Origin of the sequence: Pseudomonas sp. TWI929, from assembly GCF_039673335.1 — a bacterium.
Taxonomy (GTDB): Bacteria; Pseudomonadota; Gammaproteobacteria; order Pseudomonadales; family Pseudomonadaceae; genus Aquipseudomonas.
The window spans coordinates 152,187-170,825 of sequence record NZ_JBDJLK010000002.1 but is presented as its reverse complement, the minus strand read 5'-3'; the positions used below and the strand labels follow the sequence as shown (position 1 = coordinate 170,825).

18 protein-coding genes are annotated in these 18,639 nt (G+C 64.5%); 11 read left to right on the top strand and 7 right to left on the bottom strand.

Features of this window, described 5'->3' with window-relative positions:
- Positions 1-12: 12 nt before the first annotated feature.
- From ABE456_RS02175 to ABE456_RS02165, 3 genes are all read right to left on the bottom strand, one after another.
- Complete coding sequence (locus ABE456_RS02175; protein WP_346642517.1) at positions 13-309, bottom strand: amidase; 297 nt, start codon at positions 307-309, stop codon at positions 13-15.
- Positions 306-1,388, bottom strand: a complete 1,083-nt coding sequence (locus ABE456_RS02170) for a serine hydrolase (RefSeq protein ID WP_346642516.1) — start codon at positions 1,386-1,388, stop codon at positions 306-308. The genes ABE456_RS02175 and ABE456_RS02170 overlap by 4 nt, the downstream gene beginning before the upstream one ends.
- 76 nt (positions 1,389-1,464) lie before the next feature.
- The gene (locus ABE456_RS02165) at positions 1,465-2,352 is read right to left on the bottom strand and encodes an acyl-CoA dehydrogenase (protein ID WP_346642515.1); all 888 of its coding nucleotides are present in this window, start codon (positions 2,350-2,352) and stop codon (positions 1,465-1,467) included.
- Between the two features lie 149 nt (positions 2,353-2,501).
- On the opposite strand from ABE456_RS02165, the gene olsB reads away from it, so the two are divergent.
- Together olsB and ABE456_RS02155 are read left to right on the top strand one after the other, a co-directional pair.
- Positions 2,502-3,257, top strand: a complete 756-nt coding sequence (gene olsB / locus ABE456_RS02160; protein WP_346642514.1) for an L-ornithine N(alpha)-acyltransferase — start codon at positions 2,502-2,504, stop codon at positions 3,255-3,257.
- A complete protein-coding gene (locus ABE456_RS02155; RefSeq protein ID WP_346642513.1) occupies positions 3,257-4,045 on the top strand; it encodes a lysophospholipid acyltransferase family protein in 789 nt (262 codons plus the stop codon). The genes olsB and ABE456_RS02155 overlap by 1 nt, the downstream gene beginning before the upstream one ends.
- A 114-nt stretch (positions 4,046-4,159) precedes the next feature.
- Here ABE456_RS02155 and ABE456_RS02150 read toward each other — a convergent pair whose 3' ends face one another.
- The gene (locus tag ABE456_RS02150) at positions 4,160-4,744 is read right to left on the bottom strand and encodes an ACP phosphodiesterase (RefSeq protein WP_346642512.1); all 585 of its coding nucleotides are present in this window, start codon (positions 4,742-4,744) and stop codon (positions 4,160-4,162) included.
- Between the two features lie 150 nt (positions 4,745-4,894).
- Here ABE456_RS02150 and ABE456_RS02145 point away from each other — a divergent pair, with 150 nt between their 5' ends.
- Both ABE456_RS02145 and ABE456_RS02140 read left to right on the top strand, forming a co-directional pair.
- The gene (locus ABE456_RS02145; RefSeq protein ID WP_003255178.1) at positions 4,895-5,197 is read left to right on the top strand and encodes a helix-turn-helix transcriptional regulator; all 303 of its coding nucleotides are present in this window, start codon (positions 4,895-4,897) and stop codon (positions 5,195-5,197) included.
- A gap of 16 nt (positions 5,198-5,213) precedes the next feature.
- Complete coding sequence (locus ABE456_RS02140; protein ID WP_346642511.1) at positions 5,214-6,263, top strand: alkene reductase; 1,050 nt, start codon at positions 5,214-5,216, stop codon at positions 6,261-6,263.
- A gap of 108 nt (positions 6,264-6,371) precedes the next feature.
- Here the strand turns inward: ABE456_RS02140 and ABE456_RS02135 are convergent, their stop codons facing one another.
- The 3 genes from ABE456_RS02135 to ABE456_RS02125 all read right to left on the bottom strand — a co-directional run bounded on the left by ABE456_RS02135 (position 6,372) and on the right by ABE456_RS02125 (position 9,264).
- Complete coding sequence (locus ABE456_RS02135; RefSeq protein WP_346642510.1) at positions 6,372-7,241, bottom strand: ATPase; 870 nt, start codon at positions 7,239-7,241, stop codon at positions 6,372-6,374.
- A gap of 87 nt (positions 7,242-7,328) precedes the next feature.
- On the bottom strand, positions 7,329-8,324 hold the full coding sequence (locus ABE456_RS02130) for an NAD(P)-dependent oxidoreductase (RefSeq protein WP_346642509.1): 996 nt from the start codon (positions 8,322-8,324) through the stop codon (positions 7,329-7,331).
- A gap of 49 nt (positions 8,325-8,373) precedes the next feature.
- Positions 8,374-9,264: a LysR family transcriptional regulator ArgP gene (locus ABE456_RS02125; RefSeq protein ID WP_346642508.1), complete on the bottom strand. Its 891-nt coding sequence runs from the start codon at positions 9,262-9,264 to the stop codon at positions 8,374-8,376.
- Between the two features lie 101 nt (positions 9,265-9,365).
- Here ABE456_RS02125 and ABE456_RS02120 point away from each other — a divergent pair, with 101 nt between their 5' ends.
- From ABE456_RS02120 to ABE456_RS02090, 7 genes are all read left to right on the top strand, one after another.
- Positions 9,366-9,965: a LysE/ArgO family amino acid transporter gene (locus ABE456_RS02120; protein ID WP_346642507.1), complete on the top strand. Its 600-nt coding sequence runs from the start codon at positions 9,366-9,368 to the stop codon at positions 9,963-9,965.
- 305 nt (positions 9,966-10,270) lie between these two features.
- Complete coding sequence (locus tag ABE456_RS02115; RefSeq protein WP_013974076.1) at positions 10,271-10,867, top strand: Fe-Mn family superoxide dismutase; 597 nt, start codon at positions 10,271-10,273, stop codon at positions 10,865-10,867.
- A 330-nt stretch (positions 10,868-11,197) separates the two neighbouring features.
- A complete protein-coding gene (locus ABE456_RS02110) occupies positions 11,198-13,252 on the top strand; it encodes an EAL domain-containing protein (protein WP_346642506.1) in 2,055 nt (684 codons plus the stop codon).
- A gap of 157 nt (positions 13,253-13,409) precedes the next feature.
- Positions 13,410-14,747, top strand: coding sequence for an imelysin family protein (locus ABE456_RS02105; RefSeq protein ID WP_346642505.1), 1,338 nt, complete (start codon positions 13,410-13,412; stop codon positions 14,745-14,747).
- Between the two features lie 256 nt (positions 14,748-15,003).
- Complete coding sequence (locus tag ABE456_RS02100; RefSeq protein WP_346642504.1) at positions 15,004-16,431, top strand: di-heme oxidoredictase family protein; 1,428 nt, start codon at positions 15,004-15,006, stop codon at positions 16,429-16,431.
- 20 nt (positions 16,432-16,451) lie between these two features.
- Positions 16,452-17,516 carry an imelysin family protein gene (locus ABE456_RS02095; protein ID WP_346642503.1) on the top strand — a complete coding sequence of 355 codons (1,065 nt, stop codon included), beginning with the start codon at positions 16,452-16,454 and terminating at the stop codon, positions 17,514-17,516.
- Between the two features lie 2 nt (positions 17,517-17,518).
- Complete coding sequence (locus ABE456_RS02090; protein ID WP_346642502.1) at positions 17,519-18,616, top strand: DUF1513 domain-containing protein; 1,098 nt, start codon at positions 17,519-17,521, stop codon at positions 18,614-18,616.
- Positions 18,617-18,639 lie beyond the last annotated feature (23 nt).

Below are 18,639 nucleotides of genomic sequence, written 5' to 3'. Positions count from 1 at the left end.
ACCCGCCCGCCTTCACGGCAGCAAGCGGCAGCCCTCGCGCGGGCCTTGCCAGGCAGCCTGGTTGCGCCGGCCCAGGCCTTCGGCGGTGACCTGCCGCTGTGGGCTGTTTTCCTCCAGCCTGCTCAGCGGCAGCCATTGCCTGACGTAGCCCTGGCAGTAGGCCTGCTCGAAGCCCATGACGAAGCGGCACGAGCAGTACTCCTTGGCCGAGTAGGCCGAGAGGATGCCGGGGAAGTCGGCCAGGGCCTGGCGTTCGTGCCAGGCCCAGTACAACAGCCCCAGCAGCACCAGCAACAAGACCCGCTTCATGCGCCCTCCCCGGCCAATGCCGCCAGCACCCGTTTGAGCAGTTCGTCGTGCTGGAAACTGCCGTCGCGGTCATCGGCATAGCGCACGATCACCAGTTTTTGCGCGGGCAGCACGTACAGCGCCTGGCCCCAATGCCCCAAGGCAGCGTAGGTGTCTGCCGGCGCGCTCGGCCAAGGCCGTGCGGCGCCGGCCAGCGGCTGGTTGAGCCACCAATGGCCACCGGGGTTGGCCTCGCCAGGCATGGGTTGGGCCTGGGTAAACGGCGTGCGGTTGAAGGCTACCCAGGCTTCAGGCAGCAGTTGCCGGCCCTGCCAGCGCCCTTCGCGCTGCATCAGCAGGCCGATGCGTGCCAGGTCGCGGGCGCTAAGGTACAGATAGGAGGAGCCCACGTAGGTGCCCGCCCGGTCACGCTCCCACACCGCACTGTCGATACCCAATGGGGTGAACAGCGCGTGCCAGGGGTAATCGGAATACTGCCCGGCACCGAGCATGCCGCGCAGTGCAGCGGCCAGCAGGTTGCTGTCGCCACTGGAATAGCGAAAACGCTGGCCGGGGCTGGCCGCCGTCCCCTGCGCTGCCGTGTAGGCGGCCATGTCCTCGCGGCCACGGGTATACAGCATGGCCACCACCGAGGACTTGAGCGGGGCGTATTCGTAGTCTTCCTGCCAGTCCAGGCCACTGGCCCAGTGCAGCAGGTCGGCCATGCGCACGTCAGGATGGGTATCCATGGGTGGGTAGAAGCGGCTTGCCGCGTCTTGCAACTGGAAGCGGCCTTCGCCCTGGGCTACCCCCAATAGCGTGGCGAGTACGCTCTTGCTTACCGACCAGGTCAGGTGCGCAGTGGCTGCGGTGGTGGGGGCGGCATAGCGCTCGTGGAGGATGCGGCCGTCGCGGATGATCAGCAGGGCGTCGGTGCGGATGCCACTGCGCTCGGGGGTAGTGGGTGTGGGGAAGGCGTAGGCGTCGACTGCTTGCCAGTTGAGGGTGGCCGGGGCGTTGTGCCAGTCGGGATCAGGCCAGTCTTCAGCTTGGACGGTTGTCATGGTCATGCAAAAAAGCAGTAGCAGACTTTTCAGCATCCTGGTTCTGGCTCGCAATTTTTGGGGCTGCTGCGCAGCCCCAGGGTTCATCGGTTAACGCAAACCTATCAGGCGCTCATGACAATCCCGCAGCAGCCCAAGCCTTGTTCAGCCGCTTCTCCCGCGCCGCCGCTGCCAGCGCCATCACCCCCTGGTCGCGCTGCCAGATCTCTGCCCAATGTGCAGGCCCCGCCGCCAGCGCCGCATCAATCTCCCCCCGCAACGCCTGGAACTGCGCAAACAACCCACCCAGCAACAAATGGCAACCCACGCTATCGGCGCACTGCCGGCTGCCCTCGGCACACCCGGCCAACAACCCAAGCAATTGCAGGCGCAAACCCTGCGGCCAGGCGCATTCCTGCCCCACGCCATAAAGCCAGCCGGTCAACGCCGTGAGCACGTACAGGTCCTCCAGCGAGCGGAACGGCTTCACATAGGCATCCCAACCATCGCCGGCCAGCAACTCGCACGCGGCCTGCTCCAGCAGCAAACGGCCATGGCCCACCTCTGGCATCAGCGGCAGGGTCGGCAATGGCTCCAGCGTCACCCCCGGCTCCCCGGGGTAGACCACCGCCAGGTTCAGCTGCGGCGCAGCGCCCGCCGCTTCACTGCGCGCCGCCACCAGTAGCCACTCCGCGTCCAGGCCCGCCGTGACGAAATCCTTGCTGCCCGTCAGCCGCAAGCCGTCCAGACGCGTGCGCATGTCGGCCGGCCGCACACTGCGCCGCTCGGTGGCACACAGGGCGCCGAGGCTGAGCGGCGCGCTGGGCCACAGCACGCGCAAGGCGGCCTGGTAACCCACCAGAAAGGCCAGCCCCGGGGTGGCCATCGCGCGCCCGCCGAGGGCGGCCAGTTCGAACGGGGCAACCGGGCCGAGGCGCTCGAGCAGCGCGGCATAGGTTTCGCCCAGGGTCCCCGCCAGCGCTTGGCGAAGCGGGTCGTTGAGTCGTTGCAACCAGGCCATTGAACAGCTCCTTGCTGAGGCGTTTGGGGAGGGTGTCACGCAAGCATCACCAAATATTCACGGGGGTGACACCCCGTCTACCTAGGCTGACTTTGCACAACAAAGCCGACCGGCCGCAACCCTTCATGGCTGGCTTATGGAGACTCGCAATGACTCGGATCGCTCACTCTGGCGACAACAGCACTGAACGCCGTCTGCAAGCCGAACGCCTGGTCGGCGCCGCGGCCCTGCAAGAGGCCCAGGCCCTGCGCTACAAAGTGTTCAGCGCAGAATTCAAGGCCAAGCTCAAAGGTGCCGAGCACGGCCTGGACATGGACGACTACGACGTGCACTGCCGCCACATTGGCGTTCGTGACCTGAGCACTGGCGAGCTGGTTGCCACCACCCGCCTGCTCGACCACCAGGCCGCCAGCAGCCTGGGCCGCTTCTACAGCGAAGAAGAATTCAGCCTGCATGGCCTGTTGCAGCTGCAAGGCCCGATCCTTGAACTGGGCCGTACTTGCGTAGCCGCCGACTACCGCAACGGCGGCACCATCGCCGTACTCTGGGGCGAGCTGGCCGAGGTCCTCAACGAAGGCGGCTACAGCTACCTGATGGGCTGTGCCAGCATCCCCATGCAGGACGGTGGCGTGCAGGCCCATGCGGTGATGCAGCGCCTGCGCGACCGCTACCTGTGCACCGAGCACTTGCGTGCCGAGCCGAAGAACCCACTGCCAAGCCTGGCCCTGCCCGGCAATGTGATCGCCGAAATGCCACCACTGCTCAAGGCTTACATGCGCCTGGGCGCGAAGATCTGCGGCGAGCCGTGCTGGGACGAGGACTTCCAGGTCGCCGATGTGTTCATCCTGCTCAAGCGCGACGAACTGTGCCCGCGCTACGCCCGCCACTTCAAGGCGGCGGTCTGATGCCGAAGCTGCGGGTAATGGCCCGCCTGACACGACTGCTGCTGGTACTGGCGCTGGGCATGCTGATGGCCAGTGTGATCGCCCTGGGCGAGCGCCTGGGCTTCAAGGCCCCCATCGAACGCCGCCAGCGCTGGACCTGCCTGTTCATGAAACGCATGGTCGCGGCCCTGCCCTTCAACGTGCGGGTGGTGGGCGAGCTGCCGCAGCGGCCGATGCTGTGGGTCAGCAATCATGTTTCCTGGACCGATATCCCCCTGCTCGGCATGCTGCTGCCGCTGTCGTTCCTGTCCAAGGCCGAAGTGCGCCATTGGCCGGTGGCCGGCTGGCTGGCGGAAAAAGCCGGTACGCTGTTCATTCGCCGTGGCGGGGGGGACAGCCAACGCCTGCGTGAGCAGATTGCCGGGCAACTGGGCCTGGCCCGCCCGCTGCTGATCTTCCCCGAAGGCACCACTACCAGCGGGCGCACCCTGCGCACCTTCCACGGCCGCCTGCTGGCAGGCGCCATCGACCGTGGCGTGGCGGTGCAGCCGGTGGCTATCCAGTACTTGCGTGATGGCCAGATCGACCCGATTGCGCCGTTCATCGGTGACGATGACCTGGTATCGCACCTGATGCGCCTGTTTGCCCAGCCGCGGGGCGAGGTGTGCATCCACCTGTTGCCGCCGATTGGTAGCGTGGGCAAGGAGCGTGCGGTGCTGGCGTTGCAGGCGCAGCAGGCTATTCAGCTGGCGTTGTTCGGGGTTGAAGAAGTTGAGCTGGCGCCACGGCGGCAGGCGCGAGCTGCCTGAGCTTATGCACTGCCTGTTCTGGCCCTTTCGCGGGTGAACCCGCTCCCACAGGAATAATGTGATCTCTGTGGGAGCGGGTTTACCCGCGAAGAGGCCGGCCCTGCAAACACAGGACTAACTGTCTGACATCCGCCCCGCCGCCGCAAACGCCTGCAACTGCGGGTAGAACTCACGAAAATCCGCCATCAGCGGTTCATACAACCGCTCCAGCTCGCCCATCACCCCAGCCATCCCCTCCGGCCGCGACAACCTCCGGGCAATGCCGTTGAACACCTGCTCCAGCGTGGCGAAATCGCCATACGCCCCCAACCAGTCATCCGCCGCCATGAACGGCGCAATCCGCGCCAAGCGCCCCGGCAGCTCAGGCTCGGCCAGCAACACCCGATAAAAATCCCCGGTGAACTGCGCCAGCGGCTGCTCGGCATAATCGCGCCAATGCCGGGCCAGGCAATGGTCGAAGAACACGTCCAGCACAATCCCGGCAAAGCGCCGACGCTCGCGTGGAAAGCGCGCCAGCGCCACCAGCACCAGCGGGTGCTGGTCGGTATAACTGTCGATATGCCGGTGCAGCCGAATGGCCGCCTCCAGCGCAGGCGGGAAGCGCCCCTCCAGCGAGCCTTTGACAAAGTCGCCATACAGGCTGCCAAGCAGTTGTTGCGGCGCCGGGCCGCCCAGGTGCAAGTGTGCGAGGTAGTTCATGAGCGCAGTCTAGCACCGCTCGGCCTTATATCGTTATAACGCGATATAGCGATTCGTGCTCAGCTCAGAACCTCTTCATATTTGTATATCGGGATCCAGCGATTTACATTTCGCCCTATCGCGATATACCGCTACAACGAGCCCCAACCCATGCCACTCGATCTCGACGAAATCATAAAAGCGCTGGCCCACCCGGTCAGGCGAGAAATCCTCAGCTGGCTGAAAGACCCGGCAACCCAGTTCCCCGACCAGTACCACAGCACCGAAAACGGTGTGTGTGCCGGGCAGATCGACCAACGCTGCGGCCTGTCGCAGTCGACCGTCTCTGCCCACCTGGCCACCTTGCAGCGCGCCGGGCTGATCAGCAGCCAGAAGATCGGCCAATGGCACTTCTTCAAACGCGACGAAGCCACCATCCAGGCGTTCCTCGAACAACTGCGCCAAGCGCTTTGACCAGCAGGTAACCGTTATGACCACGCTTTTCGATCCGATCACCCTGGGCGACCTGCAACTGCCCAACCGCATCATCATGGCCCCGCTCACCCGCTGCCGCGCCGACGAAGGCCGCGTGCCCAACGCGCTGATGGCCGAGTACTACGTGCAGCGCGCCAGCGCCGGGCTGATCCTCAGCGAGGCGACCTCGGTCAGCGCCATGGGCGTCGGCTACCCGGATACCCCAGGCATCTGGAACGACGAACAAGTGCGTGGCTGGAACAATGTGACCAAGGCCGTGCATGCCGCAGGCGGGCGCATGTTCCTGCAGCTGTGGCATGTTGGCCGTATCTCCCACCCCAGCTACCTGAACGGCGAGTTGCCGGTAGCGCCCAGCGCGATCCAGGCCAAGGGCCATGTGAGCCTGGTGCGCCCGCTCAGTGACTACCCAACCCCGCGCGCGCTGGAGACCGAAGAAATCACCGACATCGTCGAGGCTTACCGTAGTGGTGCGGAAAATGCCAAGGCCGCCGGTTTCGATGGTGTGGAAATCCACGGCGCCAACGGCTACCTGCTCGACCAGTTCCTGCAAAGCAGCACCAACCAGCGCAACGACCGCTACGGCGGCTCGCTGGAAAACCGCGCACGCCTGCTGCTGGAAGTGACCGATGCGGCCATCGAAGTGTGGGGTGCGAACCGTGTAGGCGTGCACCTGGCACCGCGTGCCGACGCCCATGACATGGGTGATGCCGACCGTGCCGAAACCTTTACCTATGTGGCCCGTGAACTGGGCAAGCGAGGTATTGCCTTCATCTGCTCGCGGGAGAAGGAAGCCGACGACAGCATTGGCCCTTTGATCAAGGAGGCGTTCGGTGGCCCGTACATCGTCAATGAGCGCTTCGACAAGGCCAGTGCCAATGTGGCCTTGGCCAGTGGCAAGGCGGATGCGGTGGCGTTCGGCGTACCGTTCATCGCCAACCCCGACCTGCCGGCGCGGCTGGCGGCGGATGCGCCGTTGAACGAGGCGCGGCCTGAGACTTTCTATGGCAAGGGGCCGGTCGGTTACATCGATTATCCGCGGTTGTGACTAAGGGCCATTCGCGGGCACGCCCGCTCCCACAAGTACAGCGACCCGTTTGAAGGCTGTACTTATCCTGTGGGAGCGGGCGTGCCCGCGAAGAAGGCTCAGGTGATCTCAGGGCCGGGCGTTGATCTGCTGTTGCAGGTTCTGGATCTGGCTCTGCAAGGTATTCAGGTTACGAGTCGTCTGCGCGCGGAAGGCGTCGAACTCCTGCACCGAAGCACCACCCGCCGACGAAGCAGCCGGGCGGTTGTCGATCTGGCTCTTGAGCACCAGCATGTCCTGCTCCAGGCCCTGGATGGCCGCGCTGGGGTTACCCTGCTTCTTCAGCGCAGCCACCTCACCACCCAAGCTCTTGAGCTGGCCGTCCAGCTTGGCGCTATCTGCCTGCGCGGCCTTCAGCGCGACAACCTGCTCGTTCAGGCCCTTGAACTGGGCATCCAGCTTGCCACCATCAACCTGGCCCGAACGCAATGCGGCCAGCTCGCTATTCACCAGCTTCAACTGCGCCTGTAGCTGGCCTTGCAGCTCGGTCACGGCTTTTTGCTGTTCACGGGTATCGGCCAATACCTGCTCCAGGCGCTTGCCCAGGTCGCCGGTCTGCCCGGCCACGCCCTTCTGCAACTGGCGAAGCTGCAGCTTCAGCGCCTCACTGTTGGTAGTGGCGCCGGACTCGCTGGCCGCCACCTTGCCGCTGATCGCCTGCAGGCGCCCGGCCGCTTCTTCACTGATGCGGGCAAAGCTTTCCTGGGTCGCCACCAGTTGCTGCTCCATCAGCGAAATCTGCTGGAAGCTCCACCAGCCCAGCCCAGCCAGCGCGATGAACGAGGCCCCGAGCAATGCCCACAGCGGTGCCGTGCTGGCGCCGCGGGCGGCTTTCTGGCGGCTGCGCACCACGTGCGCCGGCATCAGCTCGTCATCATCGACAGTGCCGGCCCGCAAGGTAGGCACGTCATCGTAGTCATCGTGAACATGGTTACGCATGGATACATTCAACCGCGGTAGTCGCAAAGAGGCCCAAGTATAAACCGCAAGCGCGGCGCGTTGATGACGATTGTCAGCCCAGCGCCATCACTGCCCCGGCGGCAGGTGCTTCCACCAGGCACAGAATTCATCCAGCGCCGTCCACAGGCTGACCTTGGGCTGGTAGTCCAGGTACTGCCGGGCGCGGCTGATATCCAGGGTGAAATCACGGCTCATCACCTGCATGCCCAAGCGCGACAGGGTGGGTTGTGGGCGCCCTGGCCAGAGCATGCAGGCCGCCTCGTTCAGCGCGGCCAGGCTGTAGGCCAGGCCGTAGGAGCGGTAGCGGGTAACCTGCGGCAGCTGCATCTGGCGCATCACATAGTTGACCACATCCCACAGCGGCAGCGGCTGGCCGTTGCTGATGTTATAGGCCTGGCCCAGCGCCCGGTCATCGGCGAACAGCGCACTGAGCAACGCCTCGTTGAGGTTGTGCACACTGGTGAAATCGACTTTGTTCAGGCCGTTGCCGATGATCGCCACCCGCCCCTTGCGCTGCATCTGCATCAGCCGCGGGAAAATGCTGGCATCGCCGGCGCCGGTGACGAAGCGCGGGCGCAGCGCCAGCACTTCGAGGCCGAACTCCTGGGCGCCGAACACTTTCTGCTCGGCCAGGTGCTTGGTCTGCCCATAGTGGTCGTGGAAGCGGCGCGGCACCTGGTCTTCACGGATGTCCAGGCGCGAGCGGCCATTGAAGTAGATCGAGGGTGACGACAGGTGCACCAGGCGCCGTACGTGCTCTTTCAGGCAGCCTTCGACCACGTTCTCGGTGACCACCACATTACCTTGGTAGAAGTCCTGGTAACGCCCCCAGTTGCCTACGGCGCCAGCACAGTGCACCACGGCCTCGACGCCCTGGCACAAGCGCCGGGCCAGCTCGGCATCACCCAGGTCGCCGGGGATGAACTGGGCGCCACGCTTGACCAGGTGCTCGACCCCTTCGGCGCGGCGGCCGCTGACCCGCACGTCCAGGCCCTGCTCCAGGGCGAAGCGCGCAAAACGCCCGCCAATGAAGCCACTCGCGCCGGTGACCAGAATTCGCATGTAACACTCCGTCTTGCCAGATTTCAGATGCAACTGACGCCAGCCGGGGCTACAAGGGCACCAGCCATTGCCGTGCCGTGTGCCGCAGGTGGTCAGTCAGTTGCGCGAGCAATTGCCCGCCATTGCGCCAATGATGCCAGTACAACGGCACATCGATGGGGGTATCGCTGCAGATTTCTACCAACTGCCCGCTGGCCAGTTGCTCACGGGCTTGCAGTTCGGGCACCAGGCCCCAGCCCAGGCCGGCCTCGGTCATGCGCAGAAAACCCTCGGACGATGGGCACAGGTGGTGCAGGAAACCGTCCTCGATGCCCAGCGATGCCAGGTAGCGATGCTGCAGGAAGTCGTCCGGGCCGTACACGATCGCCGGAGTACGGGCCAGGCGGTTGGCGACAAAGCCCTGGGGAAAATGCCGTGTCATGAACCCGGGGCTGGCCAACGCCCGGTAGCGCATGGCGCCCAGCGGCAGGCTGCGCGCCCCGGCCACCGGCCGCTCGCTACCACACAGGCAGGCCGCCACCTCGCCCGCACGCATGCGTTTCAAGCCTACTTCCTGGTCCTCCACCACCAGGTCGGTCAGCACGTTCTGCTGCGCGCAGAAGTTGCCCAACGCGCCGGCCCACCACGTGGCCAGGCTATCGGCATTGAGGGCGATGCGCAGGCGCTCTGGCATGCCCTCTTCGTCCAGCGCCGGCACCTGGCGTTGCAGGTCGCGTTCGAGCAGGCGCACCTGCTGCACATGGTTAAGCAACTGGCGGCCGACTTCGGTCGGGCTCGGCGGCGTGGCGCGCACCAGCACCGGTTGGCCAACCCGCGCCTCAAGCAGCTTGATGCGCTGGGAAATGGCCGACTGCGACAAACCCAGTACCTGCGCCGCACGCTCGAAACCGCCCTGTTCGATCACCGCCGCGAGGGCGGCCAGCAGCTTGTAGTCGAACATCGATTTTCCTAATGACAGATCAGCTTTATTTGTTTTTCTTATACAGCGCCGAACACCACAATAGCCAGCATCTTCCCTACCCATTTTTGGAGAGCCCAGCCATGTGGCAAAGCTATCTCAACGGCATGCTGGTGGCCTTCGGCCTGATCATGGCCATCGGCGCGCAGAACGCCTTCGTCCTCGCCCAAAGCCTGCGCCGCGAGCATCACCTGCCGGTGGCGGCGCTGTGCATCGTCTGTGACGCCATCCTGGTGGCCGCCGGGGTGTTCGGCCTGGCCACCGTGCTGGCGCACAACCCGACCTTGCTGGCGGTGGCCCGCTGGGGCGGCGCGGTGTTCCTGATCTGGTACGGCACCAAGGCCTTGCGCAGCGCCTGCTCGAAACAGAGCCTGCAACACCAGCAAGGCCAGGGCGTGCGCTCACGCCGGGCGGTGCTGCTCAGTGCCTTGGCGGTGACGCTGCTGAACCCGCACGTGTACCTCGACACGGTGTTGCTGATCGGCTCGCTGGGCGCCCAGCAGACCGAGCCTGGCGCCTATGTGGCCGGGGCGGCCAGCGCCTCGCTGCTGTGGTTCTCGACCCTGGCGATCGGCGCGGCCTGGCTGGCACCGTGGCTGGCCCGCCCGGCCACCTGGCGCATGCTCGACCTGATGGTGGCGGTGATGATGTTCGCGGTGGCGGCGCAGTTGATCTTCAACTGACCTCAAGGACCTCATCGCCGGCAAGCCAGCTCAGGGATATCACCAGGCCTGAGGTCGGTGATATCCCTGTGGGAGCTGGCTTGCCGGCGATGAGGCCCTTGCAGGCAAAACCCGAGACCACCGGTCGGCACCCGCCAACCGCTCTGGAACCTCTATTCCCTATGTTTGTTGCGTGGTTATGCGCCAAGCCCGGTGCTATGATCCAGCCCTTGCGTCGCAAAGAGTACAAACTCGCCGACGCTCATCGGGCCGCCCGTGATCGGCCTTGCGCAAACCGCAAACAGACCTGAATCAGGAGATCTACCATGGCTTTTGAATTGCCGCCGCTGCCGTACGCCCACGATGCCCTGCAGCCGCACATCTCCAAGGAAACCCTGGAGTATCACCACGACAAGCACCACAACACCTATGTCGTGAACCTGAACAACCTGGTCCCAGGTACCGAATTCGAAGGCAAGACCCTGGAAGAGATCGTCAAGAGCTCTTCGGGTGGCATCTTCAACAACGCCGCTCAAGTCTGGAACCACACCTTCTACTGGAACTGCCTGGCGCCAAACGCCGGTGGCCAGCCGACCGGTGCCCTGGCTGACGCCATCAACGCCGCTTTCGGTTCCTTCGACAAGTTCAAGGAAGAGTTCACCAAGACTTCGGTTGGCACCTTCGGTTCCGGCTGGGGCTGGCTGGTGAAGAAGGCTGACGGTTCCCTGGCCCTGGCCAGCACCATCGGCGCCGGCTGCCCGCTGACCAGCGGCGACACCCCGCTGCTGACCTGCGACGTCTGGGAACACGCCTACTACATCGACTACCGCAACCTGCGTCCGAAGTACGTCGAGGCGTTCTGGAACCTGGTCAACTGGGCCTTCGTTGCCGAACAGTTCGAAGGCAAGACCTTCAAGGCCTGAGTCATTCAGCCTTGAGTAGAAAACCCGGCCATGTGCCGGGTTTTTTTATGCCTCTGCCGGCCTCTTCGCGGGCATGCCCGCTCCCACAGAGTCTGCGTAGCTGGTGAGCGTGATGCTATCCCTGTGGGGGCGGGTTAACCCGCGAAAAGGCCGGTACGGTTTTGCTTGCTCAGCCCGCATAGCACGCTAACATCAAACCACTGGAAGATTGACACAGCGCACTCAAGTTGCGGGGTCAGGCAACCGATACACTACTCATGGTCGACCGATAGTGTATCGTCATCGTTGATGGCAAAATGATGCCATGCGCATGGATTAAGGAAACCCCCATTGAAGCTGGAATTGCGGAACAGCTTGTCGGTCAAGTTGCTCAGGGTCGTGCTGCTGTCGGCGCTGGCAGTCGGCGTCGTGCTCAGCTGTGCGCAAATCGTCTACGACACCTACAAGACCCGCCAGGCCGTTAACAACGACGCCCAGCGCATTCTCGACATGTTCCGTGACCCTTCGACCCAGGCGGTATACAGCCTCGACCGCGAAATGGGCATGCAGGTGATGGAAGGCCTGTTCCAGGACGAATCGGTGCGCATGGCCTCCATCGGCCACCCCAACGAAACCATGCTGGCAGAAAAGTCCCGCCCGCTGCAGGACATGTCCATGCGCTGGCTGACCGATCCGATCCTCGGCCAGGAACGCACCTACACCACCCAACTGGTCGGCCGCGGCCCCTACAGCGAATACTACGGCGACCTCAGCATCACCCTCGACACCTCGTCCTACGGCGAAGACTTCCTGATCAATGCGGTAATCATCTTCATATCTGGCGTGCTACGGGCCTTGGCCATGGGCCTGGTGCTGTACCTGGTCTACCACTGGCTGCTGACCAAACCGCTGTCGAAAATCATCGAGCACCTTACCCAGATCAACCCCGACCGCCCCAGCCAGCACCAGATACCGCTGCTCAAGGGGCACGAGAAGAACGAGCTGGGCCTGTGGGTGAACACTGCCAACCAGTTGCTGGCCTCGATCGAGCGCAACACCCACCTGCGCCACGAGGCCGAAAACAGCCTGCAACGCATGGCCCAGTACGACTTCCTCACCGGCCTGCCCAACCGCCAGCAACTGCAGCAGCAACTGGACAAGATCCTCATCGACGGCGGCCGCCTGCAACACCGTGTGGCGGTGCTGTGCGTGGGCCTGGACGATTTCAAGGGCATCAACGAACAGTTCAGCTACCAGGTTGGTGACCAGCTGCTACTGGCCTTGGCCGACCGCCTGCGCGCCCACAGCGGCCGCCTGGGCGCCCTGGCACGGCTGGGCGGTGACCAGTTCGCCCTGGTGCAGGCCAATATCGAGCAGCCCTACGAAGCGGCCGAGCTGGCACAGAGCATCCTCGACGATCTGGAAGTGCCATTCGACCTCGACCACCACCAGCAGATCCGCCTGCGCGCCACCATCGGCATCACCCTGTTCCCCGAAGACGGTGACAGCACCGAGAAGCTGCTGCAGAAAGCCGAACAGACCATGACCCTGGCCAAGGCCCGTTCGCGCAACCGCTACCAGTTCTACATCGCCAGCGTCGACAGCGAGATGCGCCGTCGCCGCGAGCTGGAAAAGGACCTGCGCGAAGCCCTGCCACGCAACCAGCTGTACCTGGTGTACCAACCACAGATCAGCTACCGCGACCACCGCGTGGTTGGTGTGGAGGCGCTGCTGCGCTGGCAACACCCGGAGCTGGGCATGGTGCCACCCGACCAGTTCATCCCGCTGGCCGAACAGAACGGCAGCATCATCAGCATCGGCGAATGGGTGCTCGACCAGGCCTGCCGGCAACTGCGCGAATGGCACGACCTGGGCTTCAGCGACCTGCGCATGGCGGTCAACCTGTCCACCGTGCAACTGCACCACAACGAGCTGCCGCGGGTGGTCAACAACTTGCTGCAGGCTTACCGCCTGCCGCCGCGCAGCCTGGAACTGGAAGTCACCGAAACCGGCCTGATGGAAGACATCAGCACCGCCGCCCAGCACCTGCTGAGCTTGCGCCGCTCCGGCGCACTGATTGCCATCGACGACTTCGGCACCGGCTACTCGTCGCTCAGCTACCTGAAATCGCTGCCGCTGGACAAGATCAAGATCGACAAGAGCTTCGTCCAGGACCTGCTCGACGACGATGACGACGCCACCATCGTTCGCGCCATCATCCAGCTTGGCAAAAGCCTGGGGATGCAGGTAATCGCCGAAGGCGTGGAAACCGCCGAGCAGGAAACCTACATCGTCGCCCAGGGTTGCCACGAGGGCCAGGGCTACCACTACAGCAAGCCGCTGCCGGCCCGCGAACTGACCCATTTCCTCAAGCAGGCGCAGCGCAACCAGGTTTCGATGCTCTGACCCCGCCTGCCGGTTACAAGCCGTGACCGGCATTTACATGATTTGCGCGCACGCCCCTTTACAGCAAATGCAAATCTTTCGCATGATGTTGCGGTTTCGCGTGCCACGGCGCACGGTCCACCCCTTGGTCCAACCACACGACGCAGGAAAACCAATAATGATTCGAATGCCTCTGGCCTCCGCCAGTCTGCTGGCCATTGCCATCGCTCTCGCCGGTTGCGGTGAAGGCAAGGACGACAAGGCCGCCGCGCCGCAAGCCCAGGCACCTGCTGCCGCCAGCACCACCGCTGCTGCGCCAGGGGCTGTTGACGAAGCCGCCGGCAAAGCCGTGGTCAAGCATTACACCGAGATGGTCTACGCCGTGTACAGCGACTCGCTGAGCACCGCCAAAACCTTGCAGACCGCGGTTGACGCGTTCCTCGCCAAGCCCAACGACGAAACCCTGAAGGCCGCCAAGGAAGCCTGGTTCGCCGCGCGCGTACCGTACCTGCAGAGCGAAGCCTTCCGCTTCGGCAACACCATCATCGACGACTGGGAAGGCCAGGTGAACGCCTGGCCCCTGGACGAAGGCCTGATCGACTACGTCGACAAGAGCTACGAGCACGCCCTGGGCAACCCGGCCGCTGGCGCCAACATCATCGCCAACACCGAGATCCAGGTAGGCGAAGAGAAGGTCGACGTCAAGGACATCACCCCCGAGAAGCTGGCCAGCCTGAACGAGCTGGGCGGTTCCGAGGCTAACGTTGCCACTGGCTACCACGCCATCGAATTCCTGCTCTGGGGCCAGGACCTCAACGGCACCGGCCCAGGCGCCGGCGCCCGTCCGGCTTCCGATTACCTGGAAGGCAAGGGCGCCACCGGCGGCCACAACGAACGTCGCCGTGCCTACCTGAAGGCGGTCACCGACCTGCTGGTCACGGACCTCGAAGAGATGGTCGGCAACTGGGCACCGAACGTCGCCGACAACTACCGCGCCAAGCTGGAAGCCGAGCCGGTCAACGACGGCCTGCGCAAGATGCTGTTCGGAATGGGCAGCCTGTCGCTGGGCGAACTGGCTGGCGAGCGCATGAAGGTTTCGCTGGAAGCCAACTCGCCGGAAGACGAGCAAGACTGCTTCAGCGACAACACCCACTACTCGCACTTCTACGACGCCAAGGGCATCCGCAACGTCTACCTGGGCGAGTACACCCGCCCAGACGGCACCAAGCTGAGCGGCCCGAGCCTGTCGTCGCTGGTAGCCAAGGTCGACCCGGCCGCCGACGCCACCCTCAAGGCCGACCTGGAAGCCACCGAAGCCAAGATCCAGGTGATCGTCGACCACGCCCTCAAAGGCGAGCACTACGACCAGCTGATCGCTGCCGACAATGCTGCAGGCAACCAGATCGTGCGTGACGCCATCGCCTCGCTGGTCAAGCAGACCGGTGCGATCGAGCAAGCCGCGGGCAAGCTGGGCATTGCCAACCTGAACCCGGATACCGCGGATCACGAATTCTGATCCTGCTGTAGCGGTTACGAAAAAGGCGGCCTTCGGGTCGCCTTTTTTTCTTCTGGCCTCTTCGCGGGTAAACCCGCTTCTACAAGGACCGTGCAGGCTTGCAGGAGCGGGTTTACCCGCGAAAGGGCCGGTACTGCACATGAAAATGCTGGCGTTTCACATCCTTTTCACCCAGGTAATTGCAAATTGCTCTTATTCAAAAAACGCTGGCCTGCTAAGCTTGCACGCCGGTTTTCGCCCACGCCCAGGATTCTCGATGTCCTCGTCGCTGTCCCGACTATCCCCTTTGCTACTGACCCTGGCCCTTGCCGCCTGTGACGACGCCCCGCGCTTCACCCAGGCCGAGCCCGGCGAAGCCTTGTCGGCTGGCAAGGCGACCGTGCAACGCAGTGACCGTAATGCCTATTCCCTGCCCTCGGCCAACCTCTCGCCCGAGCGGCGCCTGGACTTCGCCGTGGGCAACAGCTTCTTCCGCAACCCGTGGGTGATAGCTCCGTCCACCACCACCGCGCGTGACGGCCTGGGCCCGCTGTTCAACACCAACGCCTGCCAGAACTGCCACGTGCGCGACGGCCGCGGCCACCCGCCAGCGCCAGGCGACAGCAACGCGGTGGGCATGCTGGTACGCCTGTCGATCCCCGACCAGCCCTACCTGGCCAAGGTGATCGAGCGCCTGGGCGTGGTGCCAGAGCCGGTCTACGGCACCCAATTGCAGGACATGGCCATCCCCGGCGTGACGCCAGAGGGCAAAGTGCGGGTGAGCTACACCAGCGAAACGGTGGCGTTCAAGGATGGCCACCAGGTCGAGCTGCGCAAGCCAGCCCTGCAGATCACCCAGCTCGGCTATGGCGTGATGCACCCCGACACGCGTTTTTCGGCGCGGGTGGCGCCGCCGATGATCGGCCTGGGCTTGCTCGAAGCCATCCCCGAAGCCGACCTGCTGGCCAACGAAGACCCTGACGACCACAACCGCGATGGCATCCGCGGGCGGGCCAACCGGGTGTGGGACGACGCCCAGGGCAAGACCGTGGTCGGCCGCTTTGGCTGGAAGGCCGGGCAGCCCAACGTCAACCAGCAGAACGTGCACGCCTTTGCCGGCGACATGGGCCTGACCAGCACCCTGCAGCCCAACGACGACTGCACCCCGGCGCAAACTGGCTGCCTGGCCTCGCCCAACGGCGACGGTGCCGATGGCGAGAAGGAAGTCAGCGACAACATCTTGCGCCTGGTCACCTTCTACACCCGTAACCTGGGCGTACCGGCCCGCCGGGATGTGGGCTCGCCGCAAGTGCTGGCGGGCAAGAACCTGTTCTACCAGGCCGGCTGCCAGGCCTGCCATACACCGCAGTTCACCACCGCCGCCAATGCCGCCGAACCCGAGCTTGCCAACCAGCTGATCCGCCCCTACAGCGACCTGTTGCTGCATGACATGGGCCCAGGCCTGGCCGACGAGCGCACCGAATTCGCCGCCAATGGCCAGGACTGGCGTACCCCGCCACTGTGGGGCATCGGCCTGAGCGAAACAGTCAGTGGCCACAGCCAGTTCCTGCACGACGGTCGTGCCCGCAACCTGCTCGAAGCCGTGCTCTGGCATGGTGGCGAAGCCGAGGCGGCACGCAATTTCGTGCTCACTTTCAATGCCGAGCAACGCGCCGCGTTGCTGGCGTTCCTGAACTCACTTTAAAACGCGCAAAGGAGCCGGGCATGTTCCGACCCAAACTGTTGTTCACCAGCCTCGCCGCACTCGCCCTCGGTGCCTGCTCGCCGCAGGACCCGCAAGCCGTGACCTCCGCCGCCATTGCCAAGCAGGTGATCCTGCCTACCTACAGCCGCTGGGTAGAAGCCGACCGCGCGCTGGCCGCCAGCGCCCTGGCCTACTGCGACGGCAAGGAAACCCTGGACAAGGCCCGCGCCGACTTCCTCAACGCGCAAAAAGCCTGGGCCGAGCTGCAACCGCTGCTGGTCGGCCCACTGGCCGAAGGCAACCGCGCCTGGCAGGTACAGTTCTGGCCCGACAAGAAGAACCTGGTCGGCCGCCAGGTCGAGCAACTGGTCAACGGCGACAAGCCGCTCGATGCTGCTGCCCTGGGCAAGGCCAGCGTGGTGGTACGCGGCCTCTCCGCCTATGAATACATCCTGTTCGACAGCAAGCCAGACGTCGCCACCGCCGAGCAGAAAGCCCGCTACTGCCCGCTGCTGGTGGCTATCGGTGAGCACCAGAAGGTCCTGGCCGAGGACATCCTCAAGAGCTGGAACAGCACCGACGGCATGCTGTCGCAGATGACCAAGTTCCCCAACCAGCGCTACGCCGATTCCCACGAGGCCATCGCCGACCTGCTGCGCTCCCAGGTCACCGCCCTGGATACCCTGAAGAAAAAGCTGGGTGCGCCGATGGGCCGCCAAAGCAAGGGCATCCCGCAGCCACTGCAGGCCGAAGCCTGGCGCAGCCATTCTTCGCTGAAGAGCCTGGAAGCCACCCTCAAGGCTGCCGAAACAGTCTGGGTCGGGGTCGATAACCAAGGCCTGCGCGGCTTGCTGCCCAGCGATCAGAAAGCGCTGGCGGACAAGATCGACGACGCCTACGCTAGCGCGCTCAAACTGCTGGCCGACAACCAGAAAACCCTGGGTGAGCTGCTGGCCGACGACGCTGGCCAGCAAACCCTCAACCAGCTCTACGACAGCCTCAACGCCGTCCACCGCCTGCACGAAGGCGAGCTGGCCAAGGCGTTGAACATCCAGCTGGGCTTCAATGCCAACGACGGTGACTGATCATGCTGCGACGCCAGGCCCTCAAACTCGGTAGCGTATTGCTCAGCGCCCTCACCCTGGGCGGCTGGAGCCTGTTCCGCAACAAAGGCAGCGAGCCCCTGCTGCTGTCGGCGCGTGACGATGGCGACGGCAAGCACTATGCGGTCGGTTTCCGCCTGGACGGCACCCAGGTGTTCAGCACCCAGGTCGCCCAGCGTTGCCATGCCATCATCCACCACCCCGAGCAGCCAATCGCATTGTTCGTCGCCCGCCGCCCCGGTACCGAAAGCTACCTGGTCGACCTGCGCGACGGGCGCCTGCTGCAAACCGTCACCTCGCAGCCGAACCGGCACTTCTACGGCCATGCGGTGGTGCACAAGGGGGGCGAATGGCTGTACGCCACCGAGAACGACACCACCGACCCAGGGCGTGGCGTGCTCGGGGTTTACCGCTTCGAAGGTGAGCGCCTGGTGCATACCGGCGAGATCCCGACCCATGGCATCGGCCCACACGAAGTGGCCTGGCTGCCCGACGGCGAGACGCTGATCGTGGCTAACGGCGGTATCCGTACCGAGGCCGAGAGCCGGGTCGAGATGAACCTGAATGCCATGGAGCCGAGCCTGGTGCTGATGCAGCGTGACGGCACCCTGCTGAGCAAGGAAACCCTGGCCCAGCAGATGAACAGCGTGCGCCACCTGGCGGTGGGCAGCGATGGCACCATCGCCGCCTGTCAGCAGTTCATGGGCGATGCCGATGAAACCGCCGAGCTGCTGGCGATCAAACGCCCAGGCCAGCCGTTCAAGGCCTTCCCGGTACCGGAGCGGCAACTGCAGGCCATGGCCCAGTACACCGCCAGCGTTGCCATCCACAGCGAGCTGCGGCTGGTGGCGCTGACCGCACCACGTGCCAATCGCCTGTTCGTCTGGGACCTGGACAGCGGCGCGGTGCGCCTGGATGCACCGATGCCCGATTGTGCGGGGGTTGGCGCGGTGAAAGACGGTTTTGTCGTCACCTCCGGGCAGGGCCGCTGCCGGTTCTATGATTGCCGCAAGGCCGAACTGGTCGGGCAACCGATGAACCTGCCGTCCGGGTTCTGGGACAACCACCTGCATCTCGTCTGATTTTTCTGTTGCCTGAACCGGCC